The 20,158-nt window shown below is 51.9% G+C and carries 16 protein-coding genes; 7 read left to right on the top strand and 9 right to left on the bottom strand.

Annotation, left to right across the window (positions count from 1 at the left end; all coding sequences use genetic code 11):
• Positions 1–19 precede the first annotated feature (19 nt).
• Positions 20–1,597 (bottom strand): MBL fold metallo-hydrolase, encoded by a 1,578-nt coding sequence (locus RJ53_RS01205; protein ID WP_246495929.1) that lies wholly within the window; start codon positions 1,595–1,597, stop codon positions 20–22.
• Positions 1,598–1,631: 34 nt separating this feature from the next.
• Here RJ53_RS01205 and RJ53_RS01200 point away from each other — a divergent pair, with 34 nt between their 5' ends.
• A complete protein-coding gene (locus RJ53_RS01200; RefSeq protein WP_211529775.1) occupies positions 1,632–3,056 on the top strand; it encodes an aldehyde dehydrogenase family protein in 1,425 nt (474 codons plus the stop codon).
• On the opposite strand, the gene RJ53_RS11830 is transcribed toward RJ53_RS01200, so the two are convergent.
• From RJ53_RS11830 to purH, 8 genes are all read right to left on the bottom strand, one after another.
• Positions 3,043–4,923 carry a sensor histidine kinase gene (locus RJ53_RS11830; protein ID WP_211529774.1) on the bottom strand — a complete coding sequence of 627 codons (1,881 nt, stop codon included), beginning with the start codon at positions 4,921–4,923 and terminating at the stop codon, positions 3,043–3,045. The genes RJ53_RS01200 and RJ53_RS11830 overlap by 14 nt on opposite strands.
• Before the next feature lie 211 nt (positions 4,924–5,134).
• Positions 5,135–6,652, bottom strand: a complete 1,518-nt coding sequence (locus RJ53_RS01190; RefSeq protein ID WP_211529773.1) for a sodium:solute symporter family protein — start codon at positions 6,650–6,652, stop codon at positions 5,135–5,137.
• 194 nt (positions 6,653–6,846) lie between these two features.
• A complete protein-coding gene (gene ilvN / locus RJ53_RS01185) occupies positions 6,847–7,347 on the bottom strand; it encodes an acetolactate synthase small subunit (RefSeq protein WP_211529772.1) in 501 nt (166 codons plus the stop codon).
• Positions 7,344–9,017 carry a biosynthetic-type acetolactate synthase large subunit gene (ilvB, locus tag RJ53_RS01180; RefSeq protein WP_211529771.1) on the bottom strand — a complete coding sequence of 558 codons (1,674 nt, stop codon included), beginning with the start codon at positions 9,015–9,017 and terminating at the stop codon, positions 7,344–7,346. Before ilvB ends, ilvN begins: the two co-directional genes overlap by 4 nt.
• Positions 9,001–10,467, bottom strand: a complete 1,467-nt coding sequence (locus RJ53_RS01175; protein ID WP_211529770.1) for a 2-isopropylmalate synthase — start codon at positions 10,465–10,467, stop codon at positions 9,001–9,003. The genes ilvB and RJ53_RS01175 overlap by 17 nt, the downstream gene beginning before the upstream one ends.
• A 127-nt stretch (positions 10,468–10,594) precedes the next feature.
• Positions 10,595–11,236 (bottom strand): DUF4013 domain-containing protein, encoded by a 642-nt coding sequence (locus tag RJ53_RS01170; RefSeq protein WP_211529769.1) that lies wholly within the window; start codon positions 11,234–11,236, stop codon positions 10,595–10,597.
• A gap of 159 nt (positions 11,237–11,395) precedes the next feature.
• A complete protein-coding gene (locus RJ53_RS01165) occupies positions 11,396–12,088 on the bottom strand; it encodes a DUF4013 domain-containing protein (RefSeq protein ID WP_211529768.1) in 693 nt (230 codons plus the stop codon).
• Positions 12,089–12,127: 39 nt separating this feature from the next.
• A complete protein-coding gene (gene purH, locus RJ53_RS01160; RefSeq protein ID WP_211529767.1) occupies positions 12,128–13,612 on the bottom strand; it encodes a bifunctional phosphoribosylaminoimidazolecarboxamide formyltransferase/IMP cyclohydrolase in 1,485 nt (494 codons plus the stop codon).
• 280 nt (positions 13,613–13,892) lie between these two features.
• On the opposite strand from purH, the gene RJ53_RS01155 reads away from it, so the two are divergent.
• From RJ53_RS01155 to RJ53_RS01130, 6 genes are all read left to right on the top strand, one after another.
• Positions 13,893–14,402 carry a nucleotide exchange factor GrpE gene (locus tag RJ53_RS01155; protein ID WP_211529766.1) on the top strand — a complete coding sequence of 170 codons (510 nt, stop codon included), beginning with the start codon at positions 13,893–13,895 and terminating at the stop codon, positions 14,400–14,402.
• Between the two features lie 11 nt (positions 14,403–14,413).
• Complete coding sequence (dnaK, locus tag RJ53_RS01150; RefSeq protein WP_211529765.1) at positions 14,414–16,240, top strand: molecular chaperone DnaK; 1,827 nt, start codon at positions 14,414–14,416, stop codon at positions 16,238–16,240.
• 5 nt (positions 16,241–16,245) lie between these two features.
• Entirely contained in the window at positions 16,246–17,379 is a 1,134-nt protein-coding gene (gene dnaJ, locus RJ53_RS01145) for a molecular chaperone DnaJ (protein WP_211529764.1), read from the top strand.
• Positions 17,380–17,442: 63 nt separating this feature from the next.
• Positions 17,443–18,396 carry a methyltransferase domain-containing protein gene (locus RJ53_RS01140; protein ID WP_211529763.1) on the top strand — a complete coding sequence of 318 codons (954 nt, stop codon included), beginning with the start codon at positions 17,443–17,445 and terminating at the stop codon, positions 18,394–18,396.
• A 23-nt stretch (positions 18,397–18,419) separates the two neighbouring features.
• Entirely contained in the window at positions 18,420–19,550 is a 1,131-nt protein-coding gene (locus tag RJ53_RS01135) for a hypothetical protein (protein ID WP_211529762.1), read from the top strand.
• A 177-nt stretch (positions 19,551–19,727) separates the two neighbouring features.
• On the top strand, positions 19,728–19,952 hold the full coding sequence (locus tag RJ53_RS01130) for a type II toxin-antitoxin system HicB family antitoxin (protein ID WP_211529761.1): 225 nt from the start codon (positions 19,728–19,730) through the stop codon (positions 19,950–19,952).
• The last annotated feature ends 206 nt before the right edge of the window (positions 19,953–20,158 follow it).

The raw sequence follows: 20,158 nt of genomic DNA, 5'->3' as shown, positions 1-20,158 counted from the left end.
ACCGCCAAAGATAAAAGAATTATGCAGGATGGCGGTATGTCCTGATCTCTCCATACGCAGTCATTCTGCCATCATCATCGAGGATAGAGACGGCACCATGGCCTCCGCAGATGATGCAGCGTCCTCCCCTCTGTTTCATTGCGCTATCGATCTCCTCCGCCAGTTCGAGCAATGCCCGCCGCTCCTGCCGTGCAAGATCAGAGTCCACATTGACCGAGGTGACGAGGAAATCGGCAATTGAATTATACTCCTTCCGATCCTCAGTCAGGCTTCCAAAATTCATCAGGGCATCACTTGTGAAGAGAAGGCCGAGATCCGGGGCAAGGAGAAAGACCTGCCCATAGATATGACCACCGAGACTCTCAAGGACCTCAAACCGGTGACCGGCGAGGGTGAAGCTATCTATGATCGGAAAGATTCCCCGATAGCCAGGGACTGTAGATGGGAAGAGGACCGGATCTTCAGGTGGGGTGAACCGCGAGAAGAGATTGATGATCTCTGTATAGACGGCTTCCAGGATCAGGCCTTCGCTGCGTGAGCCATACCCCCGGTTTGAGCAGTCGATGATTGCAGCGGTTCCATGATGGAGATGGGATTTTACCGGAATGAAACCTGAACCTCCGCAGTGATCTGCATCTGCATGGGTACAGATGAGGCGAGAAATATCCCCAAACCCATTTAGCCCGGCTTCAAAGAGGAGACGTTCGATATCCTCATGATAGATGCCATACCCGGTATCGATCATCAGCCGTTCACCACCGATATCAAGGAGGAAGATGCTGCCACCACCAGGAGGCTGGATGCAGGTGAGGTGACAGTCCCCGGTAACCGCGATCTGCTGAAGATCGGCATAGAATCCGGGGCCGGTTGTTTCAGCGAGGAACGTCCCGATCCGGTGAATCTTCTCAAAGACGAGGTGTGGATCCTCGCCCCGGTTTGTCAGCTCCTGAACAACATGATTGATATCGCCGAGGAAAGGCAGAAGGAAGTCATCATCCATCTCTCCGATGAAAGGACGAATCTTCTGGGCGAAACAGATATAAAAGACCGTCTCATCCAGCGCTTCGCCGAGGGTATCATACTCGAGGATCTCAAGCCGGTATCTGCTCTTGATGGTATTGATCACTTCATCGACCTTTGGAGAGTCGATGACATTGAGACGAATCGTCAGGCGATCCGGATGCCGCCCGGTATCATCGAAGTCGATTCCGGCAACATCCGCCCCTGCTTCTGCACAGGTATTGAGGACATCATAGAGGGCGCCGGGCTGGTGTGGCATCGGAAGATAGATGTGGAAGAGGAGGATATTCACCGGAGGGATACTGGACTGGAGATAGCCGATGTGTCCAAGACTTTCCCTGATTTTCTCATACCTCTCTTTAGTTGCGGTCATCTCAAAGAAGACCGTATTTTTATCGATCCTCCTGTCAAACTGAATCCGGTTGATATTGCCATTCTGCTGCCTGATAAGATCCGCCGCCTTGATGAGGGAGCCCGGCTCATCCGGCATCCTGGCGATGAATGAATACTTCTCTTCCATTGTCAGGTACTCTTTCAATCCATGAACCGTTATACTTTCTGAACCCTCTCCGAGCATCACAATTATCTGTTCATACCGGTGATCAGGGTATATGCAGATGATGATCGCAGATCAATTCACCGAATCGATCTCTGGAGAACGCACCCGGATTATCAATCCGGCAGATGGAAAGCCGGCCGGTGAGGTTCCAAAAGGCGGAAAAGAGGATGTTGATCGAGCTGTCATGGCAGCCGGAGATGCCTTTCGCAGATGGTCAGTCCTCCCAACATCACGGCGGGGGATGATCTTCTGGCAGTCTGCAGCCCTGATTCGGAGAGAGGCAGACCGTCTTGCCCTCATTCTCACCACAGAACAGGGAAAACCTCTCAGAGAAGCAAAAGACGAGGTTCTTGGGGCCGCAGCAGTCTTTGAGTACTATGCAGGATCGGCATCCCTCGTCTCTGCAGGATATACCGACCGCCTTCCACGGTATGGATACGGGATAATACAGAGGAGACCACTTGGGGTCTGTGGGGCTATCATACCCTGGAACATGCCGGTTCTGATCGCAGCATGGAAGATCGGCGCCGCTCTCATCACCGGAAATACCCTCGTCCTGAAACCCTCCATCAATGCACCGATGGCGGTTCTTGCTGTCGGGGAGGTGATGATCCGATCCGGCCTTCCACCGGGTGTCCTCAACATCATCACCGGGAATGGAAGAGATGCAGGCGATCCCCTCATCGCACACCCGGATGTCAGGAAGATCTCCTTTACCGGCGGGATTGAGACCGGAGAGCATGTTGCCAGGGTGACAGCCAGAACAATAAAGCGGCTTACCCTGGAACTCGGCGGCAATGATCCGATGATCATCTGTTCAGATATGGATCCTGCAATGATGGCGGATGCAGCCCTCAGGTTACGACTGTATAATGCAGGACAGATCTGTACCTCCCCAAAGCGGATCATCGTCGAAGAGGGGATATATGATACATTCACCACCCATCTCGAACGGTTACTCAGGGACGTCACGGTTGGTGACGGAACCGATCCCGGATCGATGATGGGGCCCCTGAATAATGCAGAAGTCAGACGGTCAGTTGAGGATGCGGTGCAGACGCTTCGCGATGAAGGGGCAACCATCATCAGGGGAGGAAAGAACGAAGAGTTCCCGAAGAACGGCTTCTTTTATAACCCTGTCCTTTGTACCGGAGTTCCAGAGGATTCAAGGATACATGCAGAAGAGATCTTTGGTCCGGTCCTTCCGATCATACGGGCCGATGATCTCGACGATGCCATCGGGATCGCAAATGATACGCAGTACGGCCTTGGTGCATCGATCTGGACCCGGGATATTTCTGCTGCTGAGCGTGCAAGTGAGGCGCTGGAAGCAGGTATCATCTGGGTAAACCAGCATATGAAACTCCCGCCCGAGGTGCCATTTGGCGGCATTAAGAAGAGTGGCTTTGGCCGGGAGAATGGCCTCGCCTTCATTGACGCCTATACCGAAGAGAAGACGATTCTCATAAACCGTTAGAAGCCTTCTTCAGCCTGATGATGAACGATACACCCTTTGTGTGATCACCGGGGAGACGGTCGATCACCTGGATCGATCCCCCGTACCGATCGTGGATGAGCGTCTGGACGATAAAGAGGCCGAGGCCTTTGCCCCGGACCCGTTCTGTGGTCCCACGCTGGTATCTTGCAAAGATATGCGGCTTTATTGAATCAGGGATGCCAGGGCCGGTATCGCTGAATCGAATAACTGCTTCATCATCGTCTTCAGAGACATCAATTGAGACCGAAACATCATCACCACCAAATTTCAGGCTGTTATCCACGATATTTGTAAATGCCTGAGAGATGAGGGGATCTGCAAGAACCAGGATGTCATCCTTCATCGTCAATGTTATCCTGTCATCACGTTCAGCCTCACCTGCAAGTACTGATCGAAGTGAAACGGCGGTGAGTTCGTTCTCCATCTCCTGAATTTTTCGCAGAGTCGATACATTGCCGATGATCTCATTACTCTTTCTGAGTGAGAGTTTGACCTTCTCAATGAAGGATGCAAGGGTGGGATCACTCTCCTCTGAGAGGAGTTCCAGGTAGAGCTGGGCGGTATGGTTTGTATTGTTGATATCATGGGTGATGATATCAAGATAGAAGTTCACCTCATCATGGGCGTCACGGAGGGCTGCGGTACGCTCCTCCACCTTCACCTCCAGTTCATCATTATGTTGTCGAAGCTCCTCTTCCGAGGCCTGAAGACGCTCCATCATATCTTTCAGGGAGTTGACCATCTCTGACATGGAGAGGGAGAGGGAACGAACCTCCGGAAGTTGGGATTGCCGGATCGGGTGGTCGAGATTCCCTCCCCTGATAGCCAGGGTATCCTCGACGAGATGATCGATCGGCCGTGTAATAAACCGGGTGGTGGTGAATGCGACACCACCGCCGACGACCAAGGCAAAGCCGGCGATGATCAGATGCGACATGAAGAGGCTGTTTAGCTTCTCCTGCACAGGGGCTGTCGTATAGGTCAGCTCAGCGACGAGGTTCATCTCAGGGGGATTGTCATTGCCGGTGAGATCGATGAAGAGATACCGGGTGAATGTTGCTCTATCTGGATCCTCGATGACATACCCTTCACCAGTCTCAAGGACAGATTGAATGATCTCAGTCCGGAACTCCTCCGGCACATATGATGAGTTTCCGACCTCATCACCGAGGAAGTTAAAGATACGGATGGACGTGAGATACGGGTTCATATCCCGGACCTTCACCGTCGCCTGTGTGTACAGGAGGGCAGAACGCATCATTTTGATCTCATCATCGATGTAGCTGATCTCAAGGATATACCGGTTGTCAGGAGTCGGGTGATAGACAAATTTACGTACCTGTCCCGTATTAATCTCGGTAGTGATCCGGTCTGAGACGAAGACGTTTCCCTCCCGGATACTGGTCAGGCGGTTGTAAAAGGATGGATATACAGAGAAGTCCAGCAGGTGATCGGAAGGATAGGTGGTATACTCAATGACACCCATCTCATTGATGATATAAAGCTCATACCCTTCCCCAAACGACGCTTTCAGCGATTCGAGATCGATGGCGGCAGGATCGCCCCCACTCTCACGATATGCGGTCAGAAAACGATCCATCTCTCTCTTGAGGCGGTAATCAAGAGACTGATCAAAGAGCCGGAGTCCCAGATCAGTGAGGATCATCGACTGAAGAAGACTATATTCGGTATTCTCCTGGAGATTGTCGGTATGCGTCTCTAGAGTATTCTTTGAGCTTTGATAGTTGAGGTTCAGGATGACTCCGGTTATCAGGAGAATGATGACGATGATGATACCCATCAGAAGCCAGCGGAACGAGACTTTTTCAAATAAACCACCTGCCACAACCATCCTCCCTCTTTAATGAATAGTACGGAACAATAGAAAGTTGAGAGAAACGATAAACATTGCTATTACCCTCGTTTGAGTATCAGGGGAATGATCAGAAAAGAGCGGATTTCCAAGGAGATAACACATTATACTTTAAAAATAATTTTAACATGAATTTTTTGTGGCAGGATAAATAAGGGGAGGAGAGGGCCTGTTCACTGCACAATTATTTTCTAAATATATACCACCCTGTCATCGTCGCATCCAGAACCTCGGGCTTGTTCTTCTTTGTGAGAAGGCTGACGATGATCATTGCGAGGAGCGAGAGTGTCACCGAATAGAGACTGAAGTGGACCGGAAGTTTGTCGATGAACTGATGGTAGTATCCAAAGACACCTGATCCAATCAGTCCAAGGCTCATCGCGGCAAGGGCCCCTTTCGTCGTCGCCCCACGCCAGTAGAGACCTGCCAGGATCGGGATTGCGAAGGTTGAGAGCATCACCCCGATACCCATCCAGATCAGCCATGCCAGCATCGCAGGCGGGTTAATCGCAAGAATAAGTGAGATACCGGCTGCGAGGAAGACAGATATCTTTGAGATCCGAAGGACCTTCGCATCCGGTGCATCCGGATGGAGGATGTTTTTGTATATATCCCATGAAAACATCGTCCCGATGGTGAGCATCAGACGATCAGTCGTTGACATCACCGCTGCAAGGACGATGACGGCAAAAATACCCCATACAAAGACATTCGGGGCTGCAAACTCAACACCATACATGAAAGCAAAGTCCTGCGCATTCACGGCATCGGGGAGGACGAGGGTCCCTTCCTCAACGAGGACACGTACGGCAAAACCTGCGAATTTCACAAGGAACATCACGACCAGGTAGACGAGGAAGGCGATGAGCGGAGCCCATTTGAAATATGTCGTCTCCCGTGCGGCGAGGACATTATTGATGACATGCGGAGCACAGGCAAGCCCAACTGTGAGAAGAATCCCGAAAGAGAGGAGGAATTCCGGTGTGGCAAAGGCATACGGGGCATAGACGGGCGACGGGAACCATGGCTGAACCAAATTCGGATCGATACCTGCCAGAACCTGATTAATATGCGTCAGTCCACCCGCTTTTGCTATCAGGAAGGGTGTGATCCCGATGACCCCTGCGATCAGCAGACCCCCCTGGAGGAGTGTCGTCCATGAAACAGCGTAGAGTCCTCCGACGACGGTATAGGCGGTGATGATTATTCCAGAGATGATCAGGGCCTGCCAGTGCTCAATACCAAAGAGCCAGACGAGGACGATGCTGATTGCGGTATACTGTCCGACGAGATAGATGAGAGAGACGGTAATCCCGGCAATAGCAGATAGCCCACGCAGCTCCCGTGCACTCTCAAAGCGGTGTGCAAAGTAATCTTCAAGGGTGAGATAGCCGTTCTCCCGACCAACCCGGTGAAGTTTCACCCCGAAGATGGTTATACAGAAGGCAGCTGCAAGCGGAACCGCAATCTGCTCCCAGATACCAGGCCATCCTGAGGCATAGCCAAACCCGGATACACCGACAAGGGTCATACCACTGCATATAGATGCAACCATCAGGATCGTAAATACCCAGAAGCCGAGCGATCGGCCGGCGAGGATGTAATCCTCGGTATTATTGATCTTTCTGGAAGCCCACCCTCCAATGCCGATGAGTACGATACAATATAAAACAATGATTCCGATTGTTATGGGATCAGCCATGATCAATCACCCTCCGGAAACCGAAGTCCCCAAATAACAAGCAGTATGATGATGATGAGCACAACACCACCAACGGTATAAACGGTAAGTTCAGGCAGTCCGAATAACATATCGTGCTAATGTGTGACATGGTAACATATAACATGCTCGATCTGAATCAACTGAGTGGATCGAGTTAGAAGAAAAAAGGTGGATCAGTCTCCTGCTGAGGTCTTTGCCCCACGCAGGACGGCGATCGTTCCTGTACGGACCAGTTCCTTGACCCCGTACTGCCTGAGCAACGTCTCAAGGGCATCGATCTTATCAGGATCGCCGACGACCTGAAGGACGAGGGTCTTTGTCCCGACATCGATGATCTGCGCCCTGAAGATATCGGCAATCTGCATCACCTCGGCGCGGGTCGTCCCGGGGCTCGCAGCTACCTTGATGAGTGCCAGCTCCCGCCTGACATGCTCCCGATAGGTAATGTCTGAGACCTTGATGACATCGATGAGCTTGTTTAACTGCTTTTTCACCTGTTCAATGACGGGATCATCACCCCTGACGGTGATGGTGATCCGGCTCATCTCGGGCTGCTCACAGGTACCGACCGCAAGGCTCTCAATGTTGAATCCACGCCGTGAGAACATCCCGGAGACCCTGGAGAGGACACCGGCACGGTTTTCAACAAGGATTGAGAGGGTATGAGTCTTCATTTCTGCTGGCCCCCTATCATCTCATTGATGGCAGCACCTGCTGGCACCATCGGGAAGACGTTCTCCTCACGGGCGATTCTGAAGTCAAGGACAAATGCACCGTCGGTGTCGATGGCGGTCGTCAGTGCCTCTCTCACCCCGTCTGCCGAGTCAACACGCATCCCGTCGATGCCATAGGCACGTGCGATTCCGACGAAGTCAACCTCAGGCAGTTCTGTGTACGAATACCTGCGGTCATAGAAGAGCTCCTGCCATTGCCGGACCATACCGAGGTACATGTTATTCAAAATAACAATCTTGACCGGGATATCATACTGGGCGACCGTTCCAAGCTCCTGAATATTCATCTGGATACTCCCATCGCCTGCAATATCAAAGACCGGAAGGTCCGGCCGTGCAAAGTGGGCACCGATTGCAGCTGGGAAGCCATATCCCATCGTTCCGAGGCCTCCGGAGGTGATCCAGGTCCTTGGATGTTTGAAGCAGAAATGCTGGGCTGTCCACATCTGGTTCTGGCCGACCTCAGAGACGATGATCCCCTCTCCATCAAGGAGGTCAGAGAGGGTACGTATGATCATCTGTGGTCTGAGATGCCCGTCATCCGGCACGGACATCGGATAGGTCACCTTCCAGTGATTATATTTCTCATCCCAGGCTCCTCTCTGCTTCTTTTGTGGTAGGCGATCGATGAGGCATGTCAGGATAGAACGTGAGTCCCCGACGATCGGGACATCGACCTTCTTATTCTTCCCGATCTCCGCTGGATCAATATCAATATGGATGACACCTGCGTTTGGAGCAAATGACTCGATCCGTCCGGTAACCCGATCATCGAATCGTGCGCCGATTGCGATGAGGAGATCACACTCGGTGATCGCATAATTGGCAGACCGGGTACCGTGCATCCCGAGCATGCCGAGATTGAGCGGATGATCGCATGGAAGAGCACCGATCCCCATCAGGGTTGTCGTCACCGGAATACCGGTCATCTCTACAAACCGAATCAGTTCAGCTGACGCATCGGAGGCGATCACACCACCACCCGCATAGATGATCGGCCGCTGTGCATCTGCGATGAGAGAGAGTGCCTTCTCGATCTGCCGGAGATGACCTTTCAGGGTCGGATTATACCCCCTCCTCACAATATCCTCAGGAGGTCCGGGATCAGGTGCCTGATTCGTCAGGACATCTTTTGGAATGTCGATCAGGACTGGACCCTGTCGTCCCGTTCCGGCGATATGAAATGCCTCACGGACGATGCCGTCAAGATCCTCGGCTCTTTTGACGAGATAATTATGTTTCGTCACCGGCATCGTGATACCAGTGATATCAGACTCCTGGAAAGCGTCATTTCCGAGCATGGAGGTCGGAACCTGCCCGGTGAGTGCAACCACCGGAACGGAGTCCATATACGCCGTTGCAATTCCTGTAACGAGATTGCAGGCCCCCGGACCGGATGTTGCCAGGCAGACACCAATCCTTCCTGATGCACGTGCATACCCATCAGCCGCATGCGCAGCCGCCTGTTCATGCCGGACCAGGATATGGCGGAGGGGGGAGTCGTAGAGCTCGTCATAGAGGGGGAGTACTACGCCGCCGGGGTATCCAAAGATGGTCGTTACTCCCTGCTTTATCAGTCCTTCAACCAGTAATTTAGCCCCGGTCTTCATCTCTCTTCCTCAATAATCTGTTCATTCCAGATATCATAGCCTCCACAGACGCCATGACAATATCTGTCCGTGCGCCGCGGGAGGTAATCAACTCTCCGTCCTTGCGTAATGTGACGGTCACATCTACAAGAGCATCGGTTCCGCCATAGATGGCATCGACATGATACTCCTCAAGGGTGATATCACCCACATCCTGTACTGCCTTCCGAAGTGCCATAATGACTGCGTCAACAGGACCGGCACCGGTCGATGCCTGCGTGATCTCATCTCCATTGACAAAGAGGGTCACAGATGCCGTCGGCATGACGCTGTTTCCAGAGACGGTCGTATACTGTTTCATCCTGATGACAGGAGTACAGGAGATGTCAAGGACCGCCTCGGCGATGGCATGGAGATCCGAGTCTGTAACCCGTTTTCCATCATCCCCAAGCTTTTTTACCCGTGCGACAATCTCCTGGAGCTGTCTCGGCTCGATAATGTATCCCATCTCGGAGAGGGCTGCCTCCACTGAAGCACTCCCTGAATGTTTCCCAAGCAGGATCCGCCGCTTCCTCCCGACCAGCTCCGGGCTGATCGGCTCATAGGTTGCTGAGTCGCGGAGGATACCATGAGCATGGATGCCACTCTCGTGAGTAAATGCCATCTCCCCGACGATTGACTTGTTTGTGGGGAGTGGAACCCGGGTCAGCCGTGAGACGAGGGTGGAGAGATGATAGATCTCCTCGGTATTGATCCCGGTATCAAGACCATACAGTACCTCAAGCGACATCACAAGATCCTCAAGTGGCGTGTTTCCTGCCCGCTCTCCAAGACCGTTTACCGTGACATGAGCACATGTCGCCCCGGCCTTCAGTCCGGCAAGGGTCGTTGCAAGCCCCATTCCAAGGTCATTATGGCAATGTATGGAGAGGGGAGCGATACAGTACTGCGGTAAGAGCTCTGCTGCACGCTCCGGTGTGAGCACACCGACGGTATCACAGAAGCAGAGGCGATCAGCACCCCTTTCGACACCTCCTGCGTAGAGATTCAGAAGATATTCCGGATCTGCCCGTGATGCATCTTCCCCGGAGAGTTCGACGATCAGCCCGCGATCCTTTGCGTACTCAACCGAGTCCCAGGCCATCTTCGTGACATACTCACGATCCTTCCTCAGCTTCTTCTCGATATGAAGATCAGAGACAGGGATGACGAGATGTACTGAATCAGCACCATAATCTGCGGCATAATCGATATCGAGCTTCACTCCACGAACAAATGTACAGATCTCTGCCTTCAGTCCTGTATCTGATATAAGTCGGAGAGACTCTCGTTCACCATCTGATGCGGCGGCAGAGCCGACCTCGATGACATCAACACCAATGTCAGAGAGGAGTGTTGCAATGCTCAGCTTATCTTCAGGCTTAAGCGATACCCCTGGTGTCTGTTCACCATCACGCAGGGTCGTATCCAAAATACGTGGCCGATTAACAAATAAAGCAATCCCTCATAGTGGAAAGCACCGATTACATATTGGGGTTCAGATTATATAATAGGTGATGTCTGCATGGCAGATAAAAAAATGAAGATGTGATTCCCGCTCACGCAGGAACACTGTCATAGATTATTGTGATATACCGTGCAGAGAAGATGGCAAATGCCGGAGCAAGGATGAACATAAGAAGCCATCCAAGAACCGGGATGATGCCAAGAACGAACTGGATAACACTGAGGACAACGAAGAGGATAAGCAGTGCGATGATATACTCGACCCACCCGACTTTTCCGATATGTTCGAAGATAGCGCTGAAGTTGAATGCCTCTCCAATCGATTCGGTGCGTGCAAACCGGATCCATCCAAAGGGCATGATCAGTCCGATGATGATAAATACGATCATGACAGCGAGAAGACCGATCATTGCCCCTCCTGCCATTGCTGCATTTGGAGTTCCCATTGCCGTCCCCGCAAGTGCACCACCGACCCCGAAGATCAGGGCGACGATGAAGACAGGTATTACATAGATGATATTGATGACCAGCAGTTTGATCCCATCGATGAAGAGACCTCCCCAGTCTTCAAGCTCCGGGGCAGGACCCTTGGCCCTGTATACCCTGACCAGATATCCGTACAGAAGAGGGAAGATGATGGTGGAGACGATAAGAAGGATCCATTTCATCCACTTACCAACCAGCCCTTCCTTTACATACTCAAAAGAGTCCCCAAGCATTTGACCATATTCCATAAAGACCACCTCTGTGGTACGCAGATTTGTAAACTTCTTTGTATTTATATTTTTTCCATATAATCTTCATGAAATGAGCTTTTTCCTCGATCAAAAAGATATGCGGCGGGAATATCAAGATCGGAGTTTAAAAAATAATCATTTTAAAATATAAAACTTTTAGATGATTTTCTGATCAGGTTCCCCATGCAGAAAAATCCCACGGACATACCGTGCATGGAAGATGGAAACTAAAGGCGATATGGCAAAACTCAGAATCATTATGAGAATGTAAAAAAGCGGAATGATGATGCCGATGAATGAGAGGATCTGAATCACAACGCTGATTCCTGCCATGATGACGAAGAGGATGATGAGTGCAAGGATATACTCAATCCAGCCGATTGACCGGATGATTGCAAGTATTTTATTAAATTGGAAAGCCTCACCGATGCGGCTGCTCCGTGCAAACGATACGAGTGCCATTGGGAGGATGAGCGTATAGGCGATCAGATAGATGATCAGGGCAAGCAACAAACCGGCAGTAGCCAGACCCGGTGTGAAGGCGACTGAGGATGAGAAAACGGGTCCATCAAATGATAGGGCGCTTGTTACAGTCGCTATGGTGAGAATGATTGCCGGAACTGCATAGATGATCTGAATCAGGACGAGTTTCAGACCATCGAAAAAGAGGCTCAGATACCCCTCCACCTCAGGAGCTGTTCCGTTACCCTGCATCACCCGGACGGTATACCCATAAAGGATCGGGAAGATGACCGTCCCGATGATGAGGATGAACCAGCGACGCCAGTGGCCGATGAGGCCCTCTTTTGCATAATAAAAGGAAGAGGTTACTATTTCTCCAATATCCATGCCATACGATAGGTGTCAAAGATATTTTACATTATTCGTTCAATGCCTGAAATAGCGAACCCCGGTGAAGATCATCGCCATATTCCGCTTATTTGCTTCGGCGATAACTTCTGCATCACGGATCGAGCCGCCCGGCTGAACAAGTGCAGTCGCGCCGGCATCGGCGGCGACCTCAAGTGTATCAGGGAACGGCAGGAAGGCATCGGATGCGGCAACAGATCCCTTAAGGGGCTTTTGGGCCTTGTCGATGGCAATCTTCGCCGCGTCAACCCTGCTCATCTGACCGGCACCGATACCGAGTGTCTCTTTCTGGTCAGCAAAGATGATGGTGTTGCTCTTGGTATGCTTGCAGACCCGCCAGGCAAGCCTCATCGCATCAAGTTCGGCAGCCGTCGGTTCCCGTTCGGAGACGACCTGCCAGTGCTCACGGTACGGGGGTGTCCGCATGTAGAGCATCCCCCCGTCGATCGACCGGATCTCATCGGCGAGAGATGGTGGCGGGAGGATAAGTATCCGCATATTCTCCTTCGCCTTCATCATTGCAAGCGCCTCCTCTGAGTACGAGGGGGCGATGACAACCTCAACAAAGGTACTGCAGATCGCTTCTGCCACATCAGCCCCGATCTCCTGGTTCATCGCAATGACCGACCCATACGCTGAGACCGGATCGACGTCGCGGGCGCGGATATATGAGTCAAGGAGCGTCGTTCCTGTGGCAACACCACAGGGATTGTTATGCTTGACGATGACGGTGCAGATCTCGTCAAACTCCCGCAGGAGACCGACGGCGGCATGAACGTCAAGATAGTTGTTATAGGACATCTGCTTGCCCTGCACCGGTACTGCACCGGCGATCCCGGCATCTCCATAAACTGCCGCCTGCTGATGGGGGTTTTCACCATACCTGAGCACACGTCCGCCTGAGAACTGGACGGTGAGTGTTTCAGGGAAGGTGCTGTCGATCCCGGAGAGGTGGTTGCTTATCGCGGCATCATAGGCAGCGGTCCGTGCAAACGCCTTCTTTGCAAGGGAAAAACGGATATCTTCAGGTATGGCACCCTGCTCAAGAGCATCCAGTACTCTCCCGTAGTCTGATGGATCGGTTATGACGGTGACATCACGGTAATTCTTGGCGGCAGCCCGGATCATCGCAGGGCCGCCGATATCGATAAACTCGACGATTTCGGAGAGAGGGAGATTCTTTGCTGCCATCTCCTCAAACGGGTAGAGGTTCACACAGAGGATATCAATCCCCGGGATGTTATGCTCAGCCATGACGGCATCATCGATGCCACGCCGTCCGAGAAGGCCCCCATGAATCCTTGGATGGAGCGTCTTGACACGTCCGTCCATCATCTCGGGGGAGCCGGTATATGCTGAGACTTCGGTGAAGGGGATGCCGGCTTCAGCGAGGGCTTTACCAGTACCTCCTGAGCTCAGGATGGTTACACCCCGGGTATTGAGAGCCTCTGCAAATGCAATGATACCTGTCTTGTCAAAGACAGAGAGGAGAGCTGTCGTCATACCAGATCTATTGATCCTCACCAATAATAGAAGCACCCATCACGGAGAAGAGAGGGGTTGCGAGTTATCCTTGATTATGCGCTCTTTTTCATTGAGATACCCACACCCGGAGGAGGAGAAAGATATCAGGGGAAGGATATGACTCCTAATGATCTCCAAAACCAGAGAGACAGCGTCTGGAGACCGTTCCTGACCTCAAGGAGCACTTACATGAGGTAAGGGTTATATTTATATAGAACTACATTGCAATAGGTACTGTAACACTTTGATGTGATCTTCTATGGAGGATGAGACAAAGGACAGACAGGAAGGGATTGTGATCGACGAAGGTACTGAAAGAAACGATCAGGTATCCCCTGAGGTTACCAGAGAGGAATATGACGAGCTCTATGGGAAATATCTCCGTCTTGCTGCTGATTTTGACAATTACAGAAAGCGATCCGCCCGGGACCAGGAGCGGATCATTCAGTTTGCAAACGAGAGGTTTGCCCTTGAGATCCTCGATGTCCTCGACAACTTTGAACGGGCACTGAAGGCGGATGACGCAGATCTCAGGGCAGGGCTTGTGCAGATTCATAAGCTCTTCCTCTCCGTCCTGGAACGAAACGGCATAACCCAGATCAGGAGTGAAGACGCCCCCTTTGATCCGGAGAAGCATGAGGCGATCGCATATCTGCCATCTCAGAAGGAAGAAGGGATCATTCTGGATGAGGTCTGCCGTGGGTACTGTATGCATGACAAAGTGATCCGATGCGCCAAAGTGGCGGTCTCGAAAGGAAATAAACAATAAGGTGAATTATTATGGCAAAGGAAAAAATTCTCGGAATTGATCTTGGAACAACGAACTCCTGTATGGCGATCATGGAGGGCGGCGAGCCAAAGGTGATCCCAAACTCAGAAGGTGCACGGACGACCCCCTCCGTTGTTGCATTCTCAAAAGATGGTGAGCGTCTTGTAGGAAGTGTCGCCAAGCGACAGGCTGTCACAAATCCAGGACGCACAATTGCATCCATCAAACGGCAGATAGGAACGAACTATACCGTCTCCATCGATGACAAGAAGTACTCTCCACAGGAGATCTCAGCGATGATCCTTCAGAAACTGAAGATCGATGCAGAGGCATATCTTGGAGAGAAGATCTCAAAAGCGGTCATCACTGTTCCGGCATACTTTAATGATGCACAGAGACAGGCAACGAAGGATGCAGGAAGGATCGCCGGGCTTGAGGTCCTCAGGATCATCAACGAACCGACTGCAAGCTCCCTCGCCTATGGTCTTGACAAGGAAGGCGAATCGACCATCCTCGTCTATGACCTTGGTGGCGGAACATTCGATGTCTCGATCCTGACCCTCGGGGATGGTGTCTTTGAGGTTCTTGCAACAACCGGCATTAACCACCTCGGCGGAGATGACTTCGATGACCGGATCATCGATTACCTTGTCGATGATTTCAAGAAGAAAGAGGGGATCGATCTCAAAAAGGACCCGGTCGCCTTGCAGCGCCTGAAGGATGCGGCAGAGAGGGCCAAGATTGAACTCTCCACGCTTCAGAAGACGAATATCAACCTTCCCTACATCACCTCCACCGACTCGGGGCCGAAGTTCCTTGATATTGATCTGACCCGTGCCAGGTTCGAGCAGCTGATCGGCGATCTCGTCGAGAAGACGGTCGAGCCGGTGAAGCAGGCTGTCAAGGATGCCGGTATCGATGCGAAAGATCTCAGCCATGTTCTCCTCGTCGGCGGATCGACCCGGGTACCCCTCGTCGTCGAGACGGTTCGGAAGATCCTCGGAAAGGAACCTGACAAGGGGATCAACCCTGACGAATGTGTCGGTCTTGGTGCCGCCATTCAGGGGGCAGTCCTGACCGGCGAAGCGAAAGATGTCGTCCTCCTCGATGTGACACCGCTCACGCTTGGAATCGAGACCCTTGGTAATATCGCAACAGCCGTCATCGAACGCAACACCACCATCCCGACACGGAAGAGCCAGATCTTCTCCACTGCGGCAGATGGCCAGACAAGTGTTGAGATCCATGTCGTCCAGGGCGAGCGGCAGTTTGCACGCGATAACTTCTCCCTCGGCAGATTCCAGCTGACCGGTATCCCCCCTGCACCACGGGGTGTCCCGCAGATCGAGGTGACGTTTGATATCGATGCCAATGGTATCGTCCATGTATCTGCCAAGGATCTCGGATCTGGTAAAGAGCAGTCGATCACCATCCATGGCAAGAAGGATCTCGACAAGAACGAGATCGAGAAGATGGTCAACGACGCCAAACTCTATGAGGAAGAGGATAAGAAGAAACGTGAGGAGATTGAGATCCGCAATAATGCTGATATGGCTGCATACAGCGCAGAAAAGCTGATCAAAGAGAGTGGCGACAAGATTGAGGAGGCAGACAAGACAGCCATCGAAGAGGCGGTCGCAGGTCTCCGGACAGCACTTGAAGGCGAGGATATCGTCGTCATCAAGGAGAAGATGGATGCCCTGCAGGAGGCAGTCTTTGCGGTGTCAACCAAGCTCTACCAGCAGGCAAGTGAAGAGGCTCAGGCAGCCGGTGAGGGTGCTGAGCCTGCACAGGACGATACCGTCGTTGATGCCGACTACGAAGTCAAGAAAGAGTGAGTCGGATGGTTGCGGAGAGCTACTATGAAACCCTCGGCGTTCCCAAAAACGCATCGGAGAAGGATATAAAGAAAGCCTACCGCAACCTTGCCCGGAAATATCATCCGGATGTCTGCAAGGATGAGGGTGCAGAGGATCGATTCAAGAAGATCAATGAGGCGTACAGCATCCTCTCCGATACTGAGAAGCGGCGCCAGTATGACCAGCTCGGCCATGAGGCATATACCAATGCCTCAAAGGGCAGTTATAGTGGGGCTGGTGGGGCAGGGTATGGCTTCTCATCAGACTTTGCCGGTTTTGGCGATATATTCGACTCCTTTTTCGGAGGAAGAGGACAGAGAGGCGGACCCCAGCGTGGATCTGATCTCCTGATGCGTGTCTCAGTCTCCCTTCGTGATGCGGTCTTTGGAATAGACAGGGACATCAGGGTTATGCATACTGAGGCATGCCCTGCCTGTGACGGCAGCGGAAGCGCCAACAAGCGGGTGAAGACCTGTGCACGATGCGGCGGGAGCGGGCAGATGCGATCGGTCAGCCAGTCGCTCTTCGGCCAGTTCGTCAGGATGACCACCTGTACAGAATGTGGTGGGCGGGGAAAGATTCCTGAGGAGACCTGCACCTCATGCAGCGGAAGTGGCCATACACAGGTACAGAGGACGGTGACGGTCCATATCCCGGCGGGCGTCGAAACCGGGATGCGCCTGAAGATGGACGGGTACGGCGAGGCAGGAGACTTCGGTGCACCGACCGGGGATCTCTATATTGAGATACTGGTGGAGCCGGATACACGGTTTGACCGGAAAGGAGATAATCTTGAGACCGGGGTCGAAGTCTCACCGGCACAGGCCACACTTGGATCGGAGGTCGAGATCGAGACGATCGACAACCGGAAGGTGAGCCTGAAGATCCCGGCAGGTATCCAGTATGGAACCGCACTCAGGATTCCCGGTGAGGGTATCAGGCGACGGGGACGGCCCGGGGATCTCCTCGTCCGTGTCGTCGTGGTGACACCAAAGAACCTCGACGGCGATCTCAGGGAACTCTATGAGAAGATCCGTGAGATCGAGATTGGTGCAGAAGGGAAGGGATCCACCTCAAAGACAAAGAAGGGCTTCTTTGAGAAGGTAATGGGGCGATGAGCCGCCCTTTCACCAACCTTTTTTGCGCAGGTATTTCATCTTCCATACCAAAGTATTACCGGGATGAAACTCCTCTTTGAACTCTCTGGTGAACACCCCGGCATTCCTCTCGCTGAGATAGAGTGTCTCGGAACTATTACGGCATCTGCACCGCAGGTTGCAGTGGCAGACTGTCCTCGTCCCGGAGAAGTATCCAGGCTTGCCCAGACACATGTTGTCATGGAGTACCTGGGGGAGTGCGAAACGGATCTGATCTCATTTCGATCCCTCCTCTCTGATCTCTCCCTATCTACGGAAAGGTCGTTTGCCTGCCGTGTGAAGCGGATACATCCATCAGTTCTTCCTGCAGAGAAGGGAGATCTTGAGCGGATGATGGGAGATCTGATCAACGGAGATGTCTCATTGAAAGACCCGCAGGAAGAGTATCGTGCCATCTTCTCAGAGGGTACCTGCTATCTTGGGAGGGTTATTCAGCGGATCGAGCGGGGCTCCTATGCCTACCGTAATCCGATGAGGCGTCCGTTCTTTCATCCCGGCGTGATGATGCCACTCATGGCCCGTGCCATGGTGAATCTCACCCATGTCAGACCCGATGAGATTTTCTATGATCCCTTCTGTGGAACAGGAGGAATTCTCCTCGAAGCAGAACTCGTCGGGGCACGAACAGTCGGATCCGATATCGATCCAAAGATGATCGACGGATTCTGTAACAATATCCGCGATGCGGTATGTTTCCGTGCTGATACATGCCAGCTCCCGATAGGGGATGGTACAGTTGATGCAATTGCAACCGATCTCCCGTACGGGCAGTCTACTGCTATAGGGGCATCAAGCCTTGAATGGCTCTATGATGCCTCATTATCGGAGATACGACGGATACTCCGAAGAGGGGGCAGAGCAGTGGTTGTGACCCACCGGGACATCTCACCTGCCGCATCAGAATACTTTGAGATTGTGCATGCCTTCGAGCAGCGGGTGCATAAGAGCCTGACCCGCCGGATACTGGTACTGCGATAGACGCAACATGGAGGTACAAGCCGTTGCTAAACTGGATAGAAGATAACTGCGCCAAATTTGAGCCGAGCCGGGCTCTTGCCATACGGGCCCTCCGCCATCTGAAGAAGGGTGATAACCAGAAACTTTTCTCAGAGGATATCATGGAGATGCGTACGGTGGAGGGGTACTGGTATGAAGCACTCATCTATGAACTCCTCCTTGATATTGCAGCGGATACCGGATCGATCAAGAAGATTGTGAAGAAGGGGGCTGATGCTCCCCGGAGGCCGGTTCGCCTGGCACTCGGCCAGAACGGCATCTACTATGCCGAGAAGGGGGATATTCGTGTCAGAGGCAATGGCCAGGATCTCGCTGAGGTGGATCTCCTCTTAATAGATGACAATAACAAGGTCTCTTTTGCAGAGATCGTCACCTCTCCCGCAGATCTTAAGGATCTCGAGGCTGAGATCAAATACAAGAAGAAGCTCTTCGGCTATCTCTTCAGGCAGGAGACGGTGGAGTTTATCCTCTTTTCTTCAGTCGATATCTCGAACACGCAGGTCGTCAAGAGGCTCTGCAGAGAGAAGGAAAATGCCTATGTCGGGACACACAGCTGTGAGGATCTGAAGGCATCGCTCCGCTCCATCCGCCTTGCACCGTTCCCACGAAAGGCAGCCAACAACCCGAAGCTGATCAGTGCACTCTCACTCAGGGCCCGCCCCTTTGACTACCGATATTTCCATGATATTGCCCTCTCCCGCCTGAATCTTGCCGCTTCCAGGCAGAATACCCCGCAGGAGACGCTCGCGGATCCGGATATCTCCCCGCTTGTCAAAAAGATCATCTGTGGTGCACTGATCCCATCGGCGCAGAAGGCTCTTATCCAGGACTATGGTCTCCGGGTGAAGAGTTCAATCCTCGATTATCATGATCTGATCCAGAACTACTCAAAGGCGGTCCTTGCCGTTGATCTCCCTGAACTCTCCCCCGTCATCTACCTCAGACCGAAGAAGAAACGGATGTACTATAAGATGGTCCCTGAGAAGTCCGGGGGATTCAAGTTTGAACGCCTCACGCCCGGCCGGGTAGGTTTCTATCTCTGGCTTGAGTCGACGAAGCCATCGATCGAGACCGGAAGGATGAAGGAGATTCTCAGTCTCTGTAATGGGGAGTGATGAAGTACTGATGTGGTGCGGATTGATGAAGGGGAAGTAAAAAGAGGGTCTCAAGAGGCTTTTGCAGGGTTTAAGGAGTAGTGTGGGTGCGCCTTTGATATCCAGATCCGTGTGGAACAATTTCTTCACAAGCTTTTTTATCATACAGATTCCATAATCTAAACCGGAGAATATTTTATGCTGGTGCTATTTGAAACTACCTGTGAAGATGGATACTGGTCAGCCTGCGCTATCGGATTTAGTATTTTTACCGATGGAGAAACATTCGAAGAGCTGCTGAAAAACATTGAAGAAGCCGTACTGTTATATTTTGAAGATGAAATAAAGCCTGACGAACAGATCACAATTGAGACCCGGACCACAAATCAGGTGCATAACATTGCCACATCTTCCGGTTGTTAGCAGCACTGATATCATCAGAGTCCTTACAACATTTGGCTATTCTTTTGTCCAACAACGCGGAAGTCACATCAAGATGGTAAAAAACCGACCGGGGAAATCATATTATTATCATTCCATTCCGAAAAGAACAACAAAAACGAACATTAAATAGTATCTTCCATGATATCGCAGACCATAACAATATGACAAAACAAGAAATTATTAAT

It is taken from the genome of Methanocalculus chunghsingensis, from assembly GCF_018132105.1.
GTDB classification, from domain to species: domain Archaea; phylum Halobacteriota; class Methanomicrobia; order Methanomicrobiales; family Methanocorpusculaceae; genus Methanocalculus; species Methanocalculus chunghsingensis.
This window is presented reverse-complemented; position numbering and strand designations above follow the sequence as displayed.

What these genes read in the sequence shown, in the direction of transcription:
- RJ53_RS01205 (WP_246495929.1), bottom strand. Translation starts at nt 1,597, where the DNA reads ATGCTCGGAGAGGGTTCAGAAAGTATAACGGTTCATGGATTGAAAGAG.
- RJ53_RS01200 (WP_211529775.1), top strand. Translation starts at nt 1,632, where the DNA reads ATGCAGATGATGATCGCAGATCAATTCACCGAATCGATCTCTGGAGAA.
- RJ53_RS01190 (WP_211529773.1), bottom strand. Translation starts at nt 6,652, where the DNA reads ATGGCTGATCCCATAACAATCGGAATCATTGTTTTATATTGTATCGTA.
- ilvN (WP_211529772.1), bottom strand. Translation starts at nt 7,347, where the DNA reads ATGAAGACTCATACCCTCTCAATCCTTGTTGAAAACCGTGCCGGTGTC.
- ilvB (WP_211529771.1), bottom strand. Translation starts at nt 9,017, where the DNA reads ATGAAGACCGGGGCTAAATTACTGGTTGAAGGACTGATAAAGCAGGGA.
- RJ53_RS01170 (WP_211529769.1), bottom strand. Translation starts at nt 11,236, where the DNA reads ATGGAATATGGTCAAATGCTTGGGGACTCTTTTGAGTATGTAAAGGAA.
- RJ53_RS01165 (WP_211529768.1), bottom strand. Translation starts at nt 12,088, where the DNA reads ATGGATATTGGAGAAATAGTAACCTCTTCCTTTTATTATGCAAAAGAG.
- purH (WP_211529767.1), bottom strand. Translation starts at nt 13,612, where the DNA reads ATGACGACAGCTCTCCTCTCTGTCTTTGACAAGACAGGTATCATTGCA.
- RJ53_RS01155 (WP_211529766.1), top strand. Translation starts at nt 13,893, where the DNA reads ATGGAGGATGAGACAAAGGACAGACAGGAAGGGATTGTGATCGACGAA.
- dnaK (WP_211529765.1), top strand. Translation starts at nt 14,414, where the DNA reads ATGGCAAAGGAAAAAATTCTCGGAATTGATCTTGGAACAACGAACTCC.
- dnaJ (WP_211529764.1), top strand. Translation starts at nt 16,246, where the DNA reads ATGGTTGCGGAGAGCTACTATGAAACCCTCGGCGTTCCCAAAAACGCA.
- RJ53_RS01140 (WP_211529763.1), top strand. Translation starts at nt 17,443, where the DNA reads ATGAAACTCCTCTTTGAACTCTCTGGTGAACACCCCGGCATTCCTCTC.
- RJ53_RS01130 (WP_211529761.1), top strand. Translation starts at nt 19,728, where the DNA reads ATGCTGGTGCTATTTGAAACTACCTGTGAAGATGGATACTGGTCAGCC.